The sequence below is a fragment of the Fusibacter sp. JL298sf-3 genome (assembly GCF_053842995.1).
Genome location: NZ_CM132608.1, coordinates 2,863,768 through 2,880,384, shown reverse-complemented (window position 1 = coordinate 2,880,384; position 16,617 = coordinate 2,863,768). Strand labels below are relative to the sequence as shown.

At 46.8% G+C, this 16,617-nt stretch carries 11 protein-coding genes and 1 riboswitch; of the genes, 1 reads left to right on the top strand and 10 read right to left on the bottom strand.

Annotation, left to right across the window (positions count from 1 at the left end; all coding sequences use genetic code 11):
• Positions 1–18: 18 nt before the first annotated feature.
• The 3 genes from ACR6HW_RS13575 to ACR6HW_RS13565 form a co-directional block, all read right to left on the bottom strand.
• Positions 19–1,029, bottom strand: a complete 1,011-nt coding sequence (locus ACR6HW_RS13575; protein WP_455728263.1) for a DUF5050 domain-containing protein — start codon at positions 1,027–1,029, stop codon at positions 19–21.
• A gap of 17 nt (positions 1,030–1,046) precedes the next feature.
• The gene (locus tag ACR6HW_RS13570; RefSeq protein WP_455728262.1) at positions 1,047–3,608 is read right to left on the bottom strand and encodes a DUF5050 domain-containing protein; all 2,562 of its coding nucleotides are present in this window, start codon (positions 3,606–3,608) and stop codon (positions 1,047–1,049) included.
• A gap of 161 nt (positions 3,609–3,769) precedes the next feature.
• Positions 3,770–4,705 (bottom strand): M15 family metallopeptidase, encoded by a 936-nt coding sequence (locus ACR6HW_RS13565; protein ID WP_455728261.1) that lies wholly within the window; start codon positions 4,703–4,705, stop codon positions 3,770–3,772.
• A 299-nt stretch (positions 4,706–5,004) separates the two neighbouring features.
• Positions 5,005–5,091: riboswitch (cyclic di-GMP riboswitch) on the top strand.
• A gap of 28 nt (positions 5,092–5,119) precedes the next feature.
• Here ACR6HW_RS13565 and ACR6HW_RS13560 point away from each other — a divergent pair.
• Positions 5,120–10,621: a Cna B-type domain-containing protein gene (locus tag ACR6HW_RS13560; protein ID WP_455728260.1), complete on the top strand. Its 5,502-nt coding sequence runs from the start codon at positions 5,120–5,122 to the stop codon at positions 10,619–10,621.
• 115 nt (positions 10,622–10,736) lie between these two features.
• Here the strand turns inward: ACR6HW_RS13560 and ACR6HW_RS13555 are convergent, their stop codons facing one another.
• The 7 genes from ACR6HW_RS13555 to ACR6HW_RS13525 all read right to left on the bottom strand — a co-directional run bounded on the left by ACR6HW_RS13555 (position 10,737) and on the right by ACR6HW_RS13525 (position 16,610).
• On the bottom strand, positions 10,737–10,889 hold the full coding sequence (locus ACR6HW_RS13555) for a hypothetical protein (protein WP_455728259.1): 153 nt from the start codon (positions 10,887–10,889) through the stop codon (positions 10,737–10,739).
• Positions 10,890–10,951: 62 nt separating this feature from the next.
• Positions 10,952–11,623, bottom strand: a complete 672-nt coding sequence (locus ACR6HW_RS13550) for a GNAT family N-acetyltransferase (protein WP_455728258.1) — start codon at positions 11,621–11,623, stop codon at positions 10,952–10,954.
• 69 nt (positions 11,624–11,692) lie between these two features.
• Positions 11,693–12,574 carry a UTP--glucose-1-phosphate uridylyltransferase GalU gene (gene galU / locus ACR6HW_RS13545; protein ID WP_455728257.1) on the bottom strand — a complete coding sequence of 294 codons (882 nt, stop codon included), beginning with the start codon at positions 12,572–12,574 and terminating at the stop codon, positions 11,693–11,695.
• Positions 12,571–13,530, bottom strand: a complete 960-nt coding sequence (locus tag ACR6HW_RS13540) for a nucleoside hydrolase (protein WP_455728256.1) — start codon at positions 13,528–13,530, stop codon at positions 12,571–12,573. Before ACR6HW_RS13540 ends, galU begins: the two co-directional genes overlap by 4 nt.
• Positions 13,531–13,542: 12 nt before the next feature.
• Positions 13,543–14,397: an alpha/beta hydrolase fold domain-containing protein gene (locus ACR6HW_RS13535; protein WP_455728255.1), complete on the bottom strand. Its 855-nt coding sequence runs from the start codon at positions 14,395–14,397 to the stop codon at positions 13,543–13,545.
• The gene (locus ACR6HW_RS13530) at positions 14,366–16,066 is read right to left on the bottom strand and encodes a sensor domain-containing diguanylate cyclase (RefSeq protein ID WP_455728254.1); all 1,701 of its coding nucleotides are present in this window, start codon (positions 16,064–16,066) and stop codon (positions 14,366–14,368) included. The genes ACR6HW_RS13535 and ACR6HW_RS13530 overlap by 32 nt, the downstream gene beginning before the upstream one ends.
• Positions 16,067–16,121: 55 nt before the next feature.
• The gene (locus ACR6HW_RS13525) at positions 16,122–16,610 is read right to left on the bottom strand and encodes a COG2426 family protein (protein WP_455728253.1); all 489 of its coding nucleotides are present in this window, start codon (positions 16,608–16,610) and stop codon (positions 16,122–16,124) included.
• Between the last annotated feature and the right edge of the window lie 7 nt (positions 16,611–16,617).

Below are 16,617 nucleotides of genomic sequence, written 5' to 3'. Positions count from 1 at the left end.
TTGTAGTGACAGATAGGCTTACTGCGTTTCTGATAGTTCGACTTTCTCAAGGCCGCTCCCATCAATTCGGATGCGGTACCAATGGTACACACTGTCTTTTTCTTTTGGACGTGCATGGAAGTAAAGCCAGTCCTCCATACGCATCAGATAGTTGTTAGATACAATTAGCGGCACGTCAAACACCTGAGTTTCCCCTGAAGCGTAATCGGTGTAGCATACGGTGTAATCGTCCATATCTTGCTTTTCTGGCTCTCGGTAGTATATATGATAGGCACCCTTTTCTTCGTATTGAACAGCGCGCCCACCAGTGCCTAAAGACTCCACTTCCATTGTATCGAGATTGTATCGGTTCCAGTTTGTGTAAAAAAAGTCGTCTATGATGTTGAATACACTCCCGCCCGTGATTATTGTATCTGAAAACACTTTGTTTTCCAAAGTCTCTAAATCTAAATACCAAAGTGTATCGAACCCATGAGTCATATAGTAAAGGCCCGAACCAATTATCATATAATCTCTTGGGTATATGTCTTCAAATACATGCTTTTCCTCAGTAACAATATTGTAAGCACATAAATTCCTCAAGGGCGCATTATCCAGTTCTACCGTATAATAAAGCTTCTCCCCATAGAGATACGCCGCTGAAGACGGTGCCTTTTCAATTTGCGTCAGTTCAGTGCCATCTTTTCTCATCTTATAAACGCGATAAGGGTTATCGTATTCGCCAACCTCTTCTAAGGGAGCGACAAAGTACAGCCAGTCGTCTTTATCCCATAAAAAGCTCACGCCAGTATCCAGCAGCACTTCTCGCGTCGTTCCATCGCGTTTCACTTTGTTCAGCCGGTACATTTCTTCAGAATGTACAACATCGTCTGAGATGTAGTAATACGAGTCGTCTATTGCCATCTTCTTAAAATGCATCCAGTTCATTGCCGCATAGGGTTCGTCTCCTAACGTTTTTTCTTCACCGGTGCTTTGGCAGCCACTTAGAAGAAGCAACATTAAAAGTAATATGCAACTGTATTTTTTCATATGAGCACTCCTTTTCACTAGTCGTTTGACAAAGGAAGAACCGGCTCAATTGGCGGCGACTTCACTTCAATGTAACGAATCAGCGGGTGAGCCTTTAGATACGCTTGTTCTCCCCCTACTGTCCGCGCTACTTCATCAAGAGGCAATTTATTTTTCTCTCGCATTTCCGGTGAGAGCATTTCAATTATCCGCAAAACATCTTCTGTGGGTATACCATAATTTTCCCTTATGAAATAAGGCATTGCAATGATATCCTCCATACCGTAGAGCACCCCATTTACCACGCGACCAACTTCGCCATAAGTTTCTCCTTGAGCATACTCAGTACCATCATCTGCCACTTCTTTCGGGGGACTTGTATCCTGCGTGCTTTGAGGTAGCACTATTTTTTCGAGGCCTGTCCCATCGGTCTGAATACAGTACAAATTGAAAGAATCACCTTTATCTGAAGCCTTCGCATAAAAGTAGAGCCTATCGTTTAGACACATTAACATCTCATCGGAAATCTCCAATGGCATATCGTAGCAATCCGTTTTGCCCGTTTCATACACGATGCGACAAAGTTTATTTCTACTCTCCCCTTCAGCCTTATCAATAAAATAAGCGCAAGTTTCATCATACCAAACCATTTCACTCCCAAGCCCCAGCAACCGTTGCCCTTGAGTTCTTACATCCACACACCTCCAATTGATTTTATAAGTATTGCGGTCGACTCTGAACCGTGAAGGCCTATCCGACTCGTTCCCCCATTCATAAGTGTACTCTTTTCCCGTTTCCAAGTTCCTCATTTCAAAATTTCCGGTATAGCTATCGATGTAATAAAGCTTTTGACCGAAAACCACATAGTAGTAGGGCGAAACCCCCGCCACCTCTTTCTTTTCACCAGTCGTTGTGTTGTAACCGTGCAACATCCAACTGCCTACGCTGTTAGACTGTACAATGTAGTACAACCAATCACCCGACAAATACGCCCCTGTGGAGGGATCTGTTTCAATCACGGCAAACTCTGTACCGTCTTTTTTCATTTTGCACACCCTATCTAGGCTACCATACCATTCGACCTCGCCAATAGGCGCAACAAAATACAGCCACGCTCCTTTTTCCCAGATAAAGCGTACCCCTGAATCCATAAGCACCTGCTGCTGTTTGCCGTCTAGGCTCACTTTGTAAAACATTTCTCTGCCCTCCAATGTGACTGAAATGTAGCGATACGCCTTATCTATTGCCATCGTCTTATGATGCATCCAGTTCATTGCCGCATCAGGTAACTTTTCGGTAGGTCCCCATTCCTCAGCGAAGTCTACGGTATTTTTAGAAGTCTGAGTCCATGACTCTATTAGATCGATATGATTGTCATAGATTTGCGGCGGCAGACCTTCTATAAAGTGCTCCACTAACTCATTTGTTATGCCGACATTCAACCGCTCTGCTTCTGTTAGCATCAAAACCTGTTCAATATCGTACGGTGCGCCGTCTACAACTAATAGCGCGCCTTCTGGAACTGTCTCATGGGGCTCACTACTAAACTCTTTCGTATGTGATTTCGACTGGTTACGCTCTACATTTTCAGATAGTTCGACTTTCTCAAGGCCGCTCCCATCAATTTGGATGCGGTACCAATGGTACACACTGTCTTTTTCTTTTGGACGTGCGTGGAAGTAAAGCCAGTCCTCCATGCGCATCAGATAGTTGTTAGATACAATTAGCGGCACGTCAAACACCTGAGTTTCCCCTGAAACGTAATCGGTGTAGCATACGGTGTAATCGTCCATATCTTGCTTTTCTGGCTCTCGGTAGTATATATGATAGGCACCCTCTTCTTCGTATTGAACAGCGCGCCCACCGGTGCCTAAAGGCTCCACTTCCATTGTCTCGAGATTGTATCGATTCCAGTTCGCATAAAAATAATCATCTATGATGTTGAATACACCACCAAATGTGGCAATCTCATCTGAAAACACTTTGTTTTCCAAAGTCTCTAAATCTAAATACCAAAGTGTATCGAACCCATGAGTCATATAGTAAAGGCCCGAACCAATTATCATATAATCTCTTGGGTAGATGTCTTCAAATACATGCTTTTCCTCAGTAACAATATTGTAAGCACATAAATTCCTCAAGGGCGCATTATCCAGTTCTACCGTATAATAAAGCTTCTCCTCATAGAGATACGCCGCTGAAGACGGTGCCTTTTCAATTTGCGTCAGTTCAGTGCTGTCTTTCTTCATTTTATAAACGCGATAAGGGTTATCGTATTCGCCAACCTCTTCTAAGGGGGCAACAAAGTACAGCCAGTCGTCTTTATCCCATAAAAAGCTCACGCCTGTATCCAGCAGCACTTCTCGCGTCGTCCCATCGCGTTTCACTTTGTTCAGCCGGTACATTTCTTCAGAATGTACAACATCATCTGAGATATAGTAATACGAGTCGTCCATTGCCATCTTCTTAAAATGCATCCAGTTCATTGCCGCATAGGGTTCGTCTCCTAACGGTTTTTCTTCAGGCGCTTCTAAAACAGTTCCCCGACATCCGACCAACGTCAACAAAAGTACCATCACAAGCCATTTATACCCCTTCATATGTATCCCCCATAAAAAAATATTTTTTTATAGTTTAACATATTATCGCCGGAAACGTCATCTTAAACCCTTACATTTTTCAGAAAATTACAAAAACCCAGTGAAGAAGCAATGACCTCCATCGAGGTGACAGAGGGCATTTCGTCGTCACTGGGTTTTAATTATTTTGAAGGATTGACGAGGTACATGGCGTGGTACGCGTCAAAAGTGATGTCTTCTGTTTTTATAAATTCTGCCACTTCTCTTCCGACAAATCGATAGTGCCAGGGCTCATACATATACCCCGTTTCCCCTTCAAGTCCCTTTGGGTAACGTAAAATATAGCCGTAAGTGTGCGCGTTGTCAGAAAGCCATCGAAAGGCCTCCGTATCTTCAAACCGCTCGGCAATCTGGTTGAGGTCTATGGCGAGCCCAGTCTCGTGTTCAGAATGTCCCGGACGCGCAGAAAAGCGATCGGCTTCAGATTTACCACTACGTGCCACATAGTTGTCGTAGAGGCGTTTTTGAAAATCATGTGTCCTGTAAGCAGAGACAATGGTCAAGGACACGCCCTCGGCTTTTGCCGCACTGTGCATCTCTACAAAAGCATCTAAAGCTCTTTGGTCGAGTCTGTAGGTCTTCGAATCGTTCAAATGATAGGACGCCGGCACATCAGTCAACTGTTCGATTTTGTAGTCCGCAGGAATTTGATTGAACTTGTTGCAGAGTACCATAAGCGTGTTCATCTGCGCTGCCGGCTCAATGGCATCGTCGCTGTAAAATGCGTAATCGAGCTTCATGTTGACCTCTCGCACCACACGCGCATCGTCGTATTCAGGGTAACGCGTAGCATATGCCTCATACCGCTCGGCATTTTCTGACGTGTAATAAGGCACCTCTTCAAAAGGCAAAGCCGCCTCCACAGTCGGTGTCTCAACTACCGGCTGCGCTTCTTCTGCCATAGGGGGTTCCGCCACTGCCGGCACTTGTCCATCTTCTGACAACATACTTTGAATCCCCTTAAAAGCCCATCGCCCTCCTAATACAATTAGTGCCAATACTGTGAGTACCCTCACGCGAAACCAAAAACGCTTTTTTTCAATTTCCTGCCTAGTCATCTCTTACTCCTGTCATATCTTTTTATTGAGGTTGAATTTCTTTTAATATTATAATGGAAAAAGCCCAATTTATCTACTTTTCCTATCGTGAAATCAATAACAAAGGTTTACTTTTGCTGAAATTGCGTATTATAATAAATACAAGTTAGAAATTGGGGGCATCTGTTTTTCACAAGTGATTGTCATACCGATAATCCTACCAAGCATTCCATCAATCAATACATACATCATCTGTGACTACTGGGGGATTCCATTTCTTACACACATGCCGATAGAAAACTCTATCCTTATTTTACATGTAACGAAAAAGGCAAACCTAGCGAAAGCTTGGGACGCAAAGTCTGGAGTCTAAGGTGGTTTACCACGATGATCGTCCGACTGCCAAAATCAATTTTTTGGCAAAGGAGTGTTTACATGCGAACCAAAAAAATCTTTTCCCTTCTATTGAGCTTACTGCTCATAGTCGGCACCTTGCCGCCACTGTCTTTTGCAGCGGCATTGACGCCGATATTGTCGGATTCTGGCGCCGATGCGCCAACACCTCTTCCGACCGCGCTCTCTGACGGACAAGTATTTACCGATAAGTCCGTTTACGACATGGGCGACGGCAACTTTGAAATCAAACTCACCGCACTCGGGCAAAACTTCAAACTGGACAATCCCGATCCACAGGAACTCATCGACGTCTTACTGGTCCTGGACCGCTCCGGTTCAATGGGCAGCAACGGCAGAATGACTTCCATGAAAAACGCCGCAAAATCGGCTATCGACAAGATTCTAAGTGTCGACGGCAACCGCGTGGCGATTTTGCCGTTCAGTTCTTACGCCAATTACAGCAACCGCGTCGACTTCACTAACAACGCGACGACGCTTGAAAACAAGATCGACGACTTGGAGGCAGATGGTGGTACATTTACACAGGACGCTTTCAGAGACGCCAGCAGAATGATGACCAACCGTTCCGACACCTCTCGCAAACCAATTATCATCCTTATGAGCGATGGCTACCCAACTTACTACTACAAGAAAAACATGTTTGGAACTGAATACCGCGGTGGAAACGGTGCAAACAGCAGTGGTGACCACGTCTGGGAGACTGTAAAAGAAGCCATGAAGGCGAAAAACGCCACCGCCAACCTCGACATCTACACCATTGGTTTTGAAATTGGGACATCACCCTACGCCATTGCCACCCTCATGCCGACAGAATCAAATACTGTCTATTACAGAGGCGGCGATGCTTTCAACCACAAATACTGGTCTGACGGTAGCAGCACCACTGTCGACGGCGCTTCTGAGCTCCTCGACATCATCGTCGATATTATCGACCCGTACATCAATGTCAAACCAATTGAAAAGCTCTCGTCTGGCACTTATTCAAACGTCGTCATCGAGGACGTTCTCGGAGACGCTTTTGAAGTGGACGGCGCCCTTCCTACAGGCGTCACACAAGACGGCAGCAAACTCACTTGGACCATCCCGGGAGATGAATTTAAAACAATGGACTCAGGCGCCACTTCTGTAGACACTGAGAAAGTCAACGCCGTTATCATCAAAGTCAAACTTAAAGACTCGGCGTCTGCTGGAACACACTACACCAACGATAGCGCCAAGTCGAAATTTACAGTACATGAAGGCAACCCATACACACCGTATGAAGACAATCGTGGCAGTTTACTCGAAACGACACTACCAAACAACGGTTGGGTCGTCCTCACTATGCCGAACACCGAAGTCGCCCTCACCATTAACAAAACGGTCACAGGGCCGGTAACTGGTGACAACACCTTTACCATTAACCTCTACGATGCGCCGACAGGCGGCAACCTCGTCAGCGGCCCTCACGCCATTACCGTTTCAGGTGCCGGTACAGCAAGTAAAGTCGCCCAACTCAGTATTGAAGACTCTAAGTTCGATGCAAATGGTCAGGTGACTTACTATGCAGACGAAATCGATACCGCCCCTGAATTTTGGAATTACGACAACAGCGCGCGTAAACCGATTCTCATCAACAGAGGCGATACCAGCGCATCAGTCACTTTTACCAACCAATACGCTCCAAAAGGGTCTGTTGCCGTAACCAAATCTTGGACAGGCAATGGTCCGAAATATGACATTACGTTTGAACTCCAAGAAAAAATTGCCGAAAACACATGGCAAAAAGTCGGCGATGCCTACGGTATTTCTGCTGGGAGCACAGCACCTGTGGTCATCGGTGGCTTGGATCTGAATAAAATCTACCGCATCGTCGAAACACCGATTCCATTGGATTACGATGCTGAATACAGTCAAACGACTTTCACTTTTACACCGACAGCTCTGGAAACGGAAGTCGAGATCACTAACAATTACAACACGCCAATCGGCACCATTGAAATCAATAAAAACTGGTCAGACGACGACAACGCGTCCGGTAGAAGACCGACTCAACTTCAATTTAAATTGACCGGTCCAAACGGGACAGAAATGCTCACAATGGTTCCCGACACCTCAGACAACTGGCAGAAGATTTACCAGACAGAAACTTTTGGCACTTATACCATTGAAGAAGTTGTCCCACAAGACTACACCGTCACAGGCAATCCGCTGAGCGCAACCATTACACTTTCACCAGTTGCCGGCCGAAAAGCCAGCGTGACGTTTAACAACACCTATGTTGAACCGACTGCCACTGTTACAGTGAAAAAGGCGTGGGCGGAAGACAACAACCACCTCGCTTTCAGACCGGAAACCATAACCGCTAAGCTCTACCGAGACAGTACTTTTGTACAAGATGTAGAACTCTCATCAAGCGCTTGGGAAGTCACTTTGGAGAACTTGCCATTTGGCACTTACACGGTGGAAGAAGTCGCAGTTGACGACTACACCACTACCTATAGCGCACCGATTGAATTGACCATCGACGGCGAGCGCACTGGAACCCTGAACATTACGAACACATTTAACAACCCAACCGGTAAGTTAAACGTCGTGAAAAACTGGGTTGAAGACGTTTCACCAGACCTCGTCAGACCGGCGAGTATCGACGTCACCCTTTACGGCTCAAATGGTCCAATCGACACCATCAACTTAAGTGCAAGCAACAATTGGCAATATACGTTTGAAGAACTCCCTCTAAACGACACCTATTATGTCACTGAAAGTTCAACAGACGCTGAGAAATTTGCGAATTATGAGCAAAATATCGTCTACTCTACAGGTGGCACCAGTATCGCGTATGGTCCAAACACGAGAGAAGCGACTGCGACTTTAACCAACACCTACGCTAAAGGCACCGTTACCATCACCAAATCTTGGGTCGATGGCAACAACCCAGAGGCTGAACAACCGTACCAAGTTGAAGTCTCTCTATACAGAACAGTGCATCAAAACCTCATGCCGGTTAGCTTAGAAATACCGGTCGAACCGGAACAGCCTGCTGATGAAGAGCAACCGGCTGACGAAGAACAGCCTGCTGATGAAGAACAGCCTGCTGACGAAGAACAGCCTGCTGATGAAGAACAACCGGCTGACGAAGAACAGCCTGCTGATGAAGAACAACCAGCTGACGAAGAACAGCCTGCTGATGAAGAGCAACCAGCTGATGAAGAACAACCAGCTGATGAAGAACAACCGGCTGATGAAGAACAACCGGCTGATGAAGAACAGCCTGCTGATGAAGAACAACCGGCTGATGAAGAACAACCGGCTAATGAAGAACAACCGGCTAATGAAGAACAACCGGCTGATGAAGAACAACCGGCTGATGAAGAACAACCGGCTGATGAAGAACAACCGGCTGATGAAGAACAACCGGCTAATGAAGAACAACCGGCTGATGAAGAACAGCCTGCTGATGAAGAGCAACCTGCTAATGAAGAGCAACCTGCTAGTGAAGAGCAACCGGCTAATGAAGAGCAACCGACAACCTCTGTTGCCGAAGCCATTCAAGCGGCACCAGTTGAAGAGCTCGTTGGCACGGTAACCTTGACGCGAGATAACCCGAGTTACACGTTTGTCGGATTAGAAACGGGTACGCATATTGTCTACAGAGTTTCAGAAGTTTCAGTACCGTTCTACACCAGTGCTTACAGTGTTAACGACTTCACTCTTGAAAACAATCAAGCGGTTGAAATCACCAACACCTATACCGATCCAAAGGGCAGCCTTACCGTTTCTAAAGTTTGGAATCACGGCAACAACCCGAACCCACCGTCTGAAGTCACCGTCGATTTATTAAAAGACGATGCCGTTGTAGATACTGTGACGTTTACAGCTTCACACACCTTTACAGATTTAGACCTCGGTTCAACGTACAGTGTGAGAGAACACGCCGTCACACAGTACACCACAGAAATTTCGAACAACAGCTACAGCCCAAGCAAATCCAACGGCACCGTTCCTCCTGGCTCAATTGCGATTACCAACACGTATATCCCAGAAGTCGGCAACTTGAGATTTGTGAAATCATGGGAAGTCTCAGATGGCGTTCAAGTGCCAGATAGCATCGACATCCGAATTGAAAGAATGGTCGGCGATGTCATAGACGACAACTTTATTAGAACCTTTACACTCACAGCTCAGGACAACTGGACGATGCTTTTAACAGGCCTTGACGTCTACGGCCCTGGCGGTGTGAAGTACACTTACAAAGCAACTGAAAGTGGTAGCGGCTTAGACCTCTACGACGAAGAAAACACAGAGACACCTGTCCTTGTACCAAACGAAACCGTCGACTTGACCATCGTCAACGCGTACGCACCTGAGAAGGGCTCGCTTACGATTGAAAAACGTTGGTTTGACGAAGAAGGCGAACCGATGCAAGCACCTGTTGACCAAGTTGAAGTTCAGCTCTACATCAACGGTGTGGCAGAAGACGCCACAATGATTCTATCTGAAAACAACAACTGGACAGTGGTACGTGAGAATCTGAACGTAGAAAACACATACCGCATTGAAGAAATCACCACTTTAGAAGCTTTTGAAGTTTCGTACGACGGTGAAGAAATCACCTTTGAATCCGGAGCACTTGAAGCGACTTCAGTTATTTTAAACAACCGTACCAAAGATGCACCGGGCATCGAAGTCACAAAGACCGCGCTGACACCACTGGTTACATTGGCTTCTAATCAACGGGCAACCATCCGATACGAAGTCGTGATTAAAAACAGCGGCAACAGAACTCTCGACGGCATCTTCTTTAACGATGCGTTGACAACGCCGACAGGGAGCATCAAAACTTACGATCCGGCACCATCAGAGATCTTAACAGATGGCACTGTGAAATACACGTTTGACAGTCCGCTTAAGCCTGATGAAAGTATGACCTTTAACTACACAGTGACCGTTTCCGTCGCCGGAACTTACGACAATCAAGTCAATGCCTACGGCTACTATGGTGACCTAGAAGTTACTGACGAAGATACGGCCACCGCAACCGTCAACCCAACACCGGTTATCCCAGATCCGGATCCAGACCCGAATCCAGATCCAGATCCGGACCCAACAGGTCCTTCCGGCACCGTCATCGTCAATTACGTCGATACCGAAGGCAACACGTTGGCACCGTCTTTCAGCTTTACAGGTGAAATCGGTACCGGTTACGGCACTTCCGCAAGAAGCATTGCCGACTACGAACTGGTCGAAACACCTTCAAATGCCACTGGTGCATTTGAAAGCGGTACAATAGAAGTCACCTACGTCTACTCAAACGGCGAAGAACCTATTGATATCGATGATGAAGACACACCGCTCGGACCGGGTACCGATACGGATACCGACACACCAGAAGAACCTACGGACACTGTAGACATCGACGATGAAGATACGCCACTTGGACCGGCATTACCTGAAACAGGCCAATTGCCTTACGAATGGTATTTCCTCGTCGGCAGCATGATTTCCGCTTTTGGTATCTTCCTTAAGCTTCAACGCTAAGCGCACAACAAAAAAAATCAGTACAGTCTTTGACTGTACTGATTTTTTTACTGTTGACGCTCCATTACAATGAAAAACGATTTATGCACCAACACATAAATCGTTTTAAAGTCTGCTATTCGATTAAATCTGTAGAAGATCTTACTGGAGGGGGATCGTAGAGCACCTCTGCTCCTCTGTTGGAATTGTCCATCATTGCAAGCACCCCAGAAACATTTGTTGCCATTAATACAAAAAGAACCATGGCCGAAACAACTCTTTTTTTCATTACACGCAACCTCCCTTTTGTTAGTAAGTTCATTAAACTTACCAATAGTGTATCACATTTTTTTAATTTTGTAAATATTCTAACGAATTTTTATTAGAATTTTTTACAAAATACACCATGCAGTACTGTGTGAGTTGCGCCTCTCTAAAATCAATGGTTTCAACGGTCTTAAACCCCATATGTGCATAGCGTTTTTGATTTTCTGCACTCTGCGTTTCCAGTGTCAACCCCACAACCTCAGGTGGACAGGCGGCGCATACAGCATCAAACCACGCTCTAAAATACCCTTTCCCTCGTTGCGACGGCGACACAACCATTAAATCGAGGTGTCGGTAAACAGGGGCATCAAAATGCCGTTCAATCCACGCCGAACTCATTTTGGACACCGCCTGAAACCAACGCCGATACCCTGTTAGGCCCACGTATCGCACCATGGGCAAAGCCTCGACTGCAAATCGAATTTGCCGAAAGCGTTCGACAAGCCCCCCTTTGTAAAGCATCGGGTCATATACGACGCCCACTGCATGACCGTCTTCCGATACCATAAAAGACGACGTCGACGCCAAATAACGACAATAGGCTTTAAAAAAAATGGACAGACACGCTTTCCGCGTCTCCTCCCGAGGAAATATATACTCATACAAGGGGTCCTCCATAAAGTTGTCGGACAGCAAGCGCTCGATCTCAGCCCGTTTGTCAGCAGAGCGCTTCATATCAACGCTGTTAAAATTCAAGACAATTCCCTCCTTTTATACCATAAAAAATCCCCGAAGAAGTCATTTCGAGGATTTATCCGTCGCGCCCTACAGGACGTCGGTGTTTAGAACGCTTTTTAAATACGCCAAAAAAGGCTCTTTTAAGGCTTCTTGACGCAACGCCATTTCAACTGTCGCCTCTAAGAAGCCCAGTTTGTTGCCGACGTCATAGCGTTTGCCTTCAAATGTGTAAGCACATATTTTTTGCTTTGATAAAAGGGTATTTAAGGCATCCGTCAACTGGACTTCTCCATTTTTCCCCGCCGCTGTGTTCCCTAAAACTTCGAAAATTTCAGGCGTAATCACATAGCGCCCCAATATGGCCACATTTGTCGGCGCATCTTCTACAGCGGGCTTTTCAACGAGTTCCTCTACAGCATACAGACCTTCTTCCATAGAAGTGCCACTGACGATACCGTATTGGTTGACATTGGACATGGGGACTTCTTGGACCCCTAAAACAGACGTCTGAAGGCGATCGTACTGGTCGAGCAACTGCTTTAAGCACGGTTTTTCCGGGGCATATACAATATCGTCCCCAAGTAAAACCGCAAAGGGCTCATCGCCCACAAATGCTTTGGCACAGTGGATTGCATGCCCAAGACCTTTCGGCTCTTTTTGGCGGATGTAGTGAATATCCGCCATTTCCGATACGCGGCGAACACAGGCCAAAAGTTCGGCTTTTTCTTGTTTTTCGAGCAAGAGTTCAAGTTCTATAGAGCGGTCGAAATGATCTTCAATGGCGCGCTTGTTGCGCCCGGTAATAATCAAAATTTCTTCTATTCCGGAAGCTATAGCCTCCTCGATAATATACTGTATCGTCGGCTTGTCTACAATCGGCAGCATTTCTTTGGGCATGGCCTTTGTCGCAGGTAAAAACCGCGTGCCCATCCCCGCTGCGGGAATTACGGCTTTTCGCACCTTTTTCATTTCAGACCTCCTCGAGGGACGCCGGCCGTTTTCAGTCGATCGATTAGCAGGCTTAAAAAGGCTTGGTCATCCACTTCCAGTGCAACATCTACATTAGGGGTTATTCCCCACTTGCCGTTGAAGTCGCAGATGGTCTGACCATCGCAGTAAGTGCTGTTTTGCTCCACAGCGACGAAATGCCTTTGTGTTTTAACGAGGTCAGGGTTAATGGCCACCGCTACTGCAAGCGGGTCGTGCATCGGACAGCCATAGATGCCGTCGTCCATGAAATAACGATCCATATACTGCTTGGTCACGCCTTTCACAAATTGTGTCAGGGGTTTCGAAGCGTCGAGTGCCTCCAAATGTGCCTTTGTTAAAATAGCCTTTTTAGTCACGTCGAGACCGATCATCGTCACTTGCGCACCACAGTTAAACGTTTTGTCTACGGCTTCTGGATCTATGGCGATGTTGAACTCCGCCACAGGTGACTCGTTGCCGCGCCCGAGCACCACGCCGCCCATAATGACGATGTTCTTCACCCACTGGGCAACTCTAGGCTCTCTTTCCAGTGCCAGCGCAAAGTTGGTCTGAGGACCGGTCATCACAAGTGTTACTTCACCTTTGTGTGCTTCAAGTTGCTCAATTATAAATGAAACAGCGTCCTTACCAGTTGGCAGCGCCACCGCCACATCCTCAAGTTGCCCCGCCATTCCGGAGGCCCCGTGAACTTCAGTAGCATAGCGTATGGACCGCTTTAGCGGTTTTGCCGCGCCCATGTGAACAGGTACAGTGGTCACATCGATTAAGTCGAGAACGCGAAGGGTGTTCTTTGTCGCCGACTCCAAATCGATGTTTCCCGAAACCGTGGTAATCCCTAGGAGCGTCACCTCCGGTGCAGTCGCCGCTAAAACAATCCCAATTGCGTCGTCGATGCCGGTGTCGACATCGAGTATCATTTTAATTTTATCTGTCATTTTATGCCTTCCTTACAAATATGCACACAACAATGCCAACGCCTCATCCCGCTCGGGGATAGGCCACAAGATAAAGTCGTGCCAAAGATTTTTAAATTCAATGCCTTTAATCCGCGTCCCTATTAAATCCGCCGCCTCAATGAGCTTTAGACAATCGGGTTTCAGAATCTCCTCACTGGTATAGAGGACTAGGATATCACCGAGACCATTGAGATCGCCATAGATGGGTGAGACTTTGTAATGCGCCTTCCCGAGCACACGACTGTACACCGCTCCGATTTCTCGTGTTTTCTCAATATCGAGTACCACATCGCGCTCGGCGAGAGCGGGAATTTCAGGATTTGAAAGGCTGACGTCGAGCCACGGCGATATGAGAATGTTGGAGACCGGTTGCTTTAGTCCCCGCTGCTTGATTTCAACGGCGACAGCCAGTGCAAGGCCACCTCCAGCCGAATCCCCCATTAGCGTAAACACCTGGTCGGGATTCTCGGCGACAAGTCTCTCGTACAACTTGATTGCCACATCAAAAGTTCTAGTCGCTTCATTTTCAGGTGCCAAGGGGTATTCAATAAACGTTATTTGGCAACGGTAGGTCTCTAATATGCGCTTCATCCAGAGAAAATGGCCGATAGCCGCTTCAAACGCGTACCCACCGCCGTGGAAAAAGACCACATGCCGCTCACAAGACTGCCCTACCGTAAAGTAGCGACACCCGTCCAGATGCTTTTCGGCGACTTCGTAGAGCTTGAGTAAAAACTTCGGCAACTTATTGCGGCGAATGCGCGGTGGGTTGATAAAATCGAGACTTTCTTTGTACCCCATGGTCTTGAGCGCATCATGCGCCAGCTTCGCTTTTGCGCTGAGCATAGCTCCCTCCTATCTGCCTTCTAATCTTGTCTTCATACATCTTCTGATCCGCTCTGTACATCATGGCCTTTACGGTGGTGTCGCAGCGCGCGTCATAGGTCACATCGCCAAAGGCGACGCCAAACGGGTAAGTCACTGAACGACTGGCTTGATCGATTTTCTTATGGAAAAGGACTTCCAATTTATTGAACAGCGCGTCATCGCACTGACTGCCTTCAATAAGGCATGCATACTCATCGCCTCCAATTCGATAACATGTCCCCACGAGGCCAAAGGTCTCCGAGATACAAGTGTAGGCCAATCGAATAGCCCGGTCGCCTTCTACATGCCCATACTGGTCGTTGATAATCTTCAGTTTATTTAAGTCAAAAATGACCAGCCGTAGCGTTTTGAGTTTTTCAGGGGCCTTAAAAAATGCCTCAAACGCCTCTTCAAAGGCCGTTCGATTAGGCCCCCCTGTAACGCGGTCCTCATAGGCGAGTTTTTGGTAATACTCGGTCTCAAACGAGGCTCTTAACGCATCTAAAAGTCTCTGAACCGTGTGAACGCCCAGCGTTACCACAAAGGATAAAAACCCTAAGCGCACCCAAAGCGACACGGCGATAACCCCAATAAAGTAAAAGTGAATCAACTCAAATATTCCGAATATCAAAAGGGCGAGCAGGGCCTTAAAAAAGTACAGGGCTTCTTCATTGCGTTTGTTCTTAATTTCATAGAGCATCGTGTACGCCAACATTAAAATCGTCAAAAAAATGGTAAAATGCGTTATGCGAACCGATTCGTAAAAATCCATTATTGAGAAAAGCTGCATCAGTAAAATGGCAACTGCTTCGAAAGCGAACAAGCGCACAGCAAATGTATAGTACTTTTTATAACCGATGAGTACAAACTCCCTAACGAATAGTAAAATGGGAATGGGGAAGAGCGTCAGCATGATGTAGGCGCTACTGCCTATGTAAAAGGCGCTGCCGACAAAGAACTGAATGAGCCTAGATTCAGCAATCAGCCAAAGTGAAATACTGATGGCAAATAGACCCAGGTAGAGAAACTGCTTGCGATTAGGCAATCTAAACAGCATCGGAAAAACCACCATAACGGCACCGATGACGAGGATGATAAAGGATGTCACAAAATCCCAACCATGTGTCTCTATCACTTCCAGCATAACATCGCCTTGTCCACCGTAAAAAACTGGGTTGAGGTAGCCAGACATATCCTCATAAGGCGATGACAATCTGATTTCAATCGTTTTGCCCGCTGATTTCGGTGGAAGCGTCATCACATGCCAAGCGCTGGCCACGGGCATCGATAGCCCTCGTATCGATTCAAACTGTCGACTGTAGAGTTCGACGCCATCTAACCAAACAGAAACGCGCTGCAAAGAGCCGCGAAAGCAAAGGGTCTGCTCGGCGTCAAAAGCCTCTGGGAGAACTTTTTTAACAGCGTACTGCATATTCTCCGGCAGATGGTAATGTGTCGGGAGAGGCGCTTCTACCGCCTCTGTGCGCCCGTCCGTTTCAAAAGTCCAACCGCTGTCGAGATACGCGACACCCCTTTGATGAAGTTTTAGAGTCTCGCCGTAAAAAAAGCGAGATAAAAATACCAACAGTACGACAATTAAAAGCGTCCAACTGTATGTGAATAAAAGCTTTCTCTTTTTATCAAACATGCGTCACCTTCAAGACTTTAATACGATATGTATCGCCGCTTAAAAAGCGGCACACTCAGCTTAGAATGTTCACAACGCCTTTGCTGAGAAAGGTCACGGCAAAAGCCGCGATGAGGTTTCCGGCGAATATCGCCGGAAAAGCCCACTTAAACCGAATATTGAGGAGCGCCGCAGCCAAACTGCCGCTCCAAACACCGGTTCCCGGAAGCGGAATGGCCACAATGAGAACGAGTCCCCAAGCGCCGTATTTTTGAACCTTTTGTCCGCTGTTGTTTAGCGAGAGCTTGGTAAGGCCCTCGACCAGCGTGCCAAAGGCCCGCGTTTTTTTCAGCCAGTTGAAGACCGGCCTAACCGTAAACAAGATGACGGGGACGGGCAACATACTCCCTACAATGCTGAGCAGCATCGCATGCCATGGCTCCAAGCCCAATGAAATACCCACGGGAATGGCGCCTCTTAGTTCCACAACCGGCATGGCCGCCGTCAACAAGACTTTAAATTCAATGGACAAAAAGTCCAACAGTTCTGATAGAGTTGTAAACATACGCTCA

Bases quoted from the DNA above. Each gene is read 5' to 3' on its own strand.
- ACR6HW_RS13575 (WP_455728263.1), bottom strand. From the start codon at position 1,029: ATGAAAAAATACAGTTGCATATTACTTTTAATGTTGCTTCTTCTAAGT.
- ACR6HW_RS13570 (WP_455728262.1), bottom strand. From the start codon at position 3,608: ATGAAGGGGTATAAATGGCTTGTGATGGTACTTTTGTTGACGTTGGTC.
- ACR6HW_RS13565 (WP_455728261.1), bottom strand. From the start codon at position 4,705: ATGACTAGGCAGGAAATTGAAAAAAAGCGTTTTTGGTTTCGCGTGAGG.
- ACR6HW_RS13560 (WP_455728260.1), top strand. From the start codon at position 5,120: ATGCGAACCAAAAAAATCTTTTCCCTTCTATTGAGCTTACTGCTCATA.
- ACR6HW_RS13555 (WP_455728259.1), bottom strand. From the start codon at position 10,889: ATGAAAAAAAGAGTTGTTTCGGCCATGGTTCTTTTTGTATTAATGGCA.
- galU (WP_455728257.1), bottom strand. From the start codon at position 12,574: ATGAAAAAGGTGCGAAAAGCCGTAATTCCCGCAGCGGGGATGGGCACG.
- ACR6HW_RS13540 (WP_455728256.1), bottom strand. From the start codon at position 13,530: ATGACAGATAAAATTAAAATGATACTCGATGTCGACACCGGCATCGAC.
- ACR6HW_RS13535 (WP_455728255.1), bottom strand. From the start codon at position 14,397: ATGCTCAGCGCAAAAGCGAAGCTGGCGCATGATGCGCTCAAGACCATG.
- ACR6HW_RS13530 (WP_455728254.1), bottom strand. From the start codon at position 16,066: ATGTTTGATAAAAAGAGAAAGCTTTTATTCACATACAGTTGGACGCTT.
- ACR6HW_RS13525 (WP_455728253.1), bottom strand. From the start codon at position 16,610: ATGTTTACAACTCTATCAGAACTGTTGGACTTTTTGTCCATTGAATTT.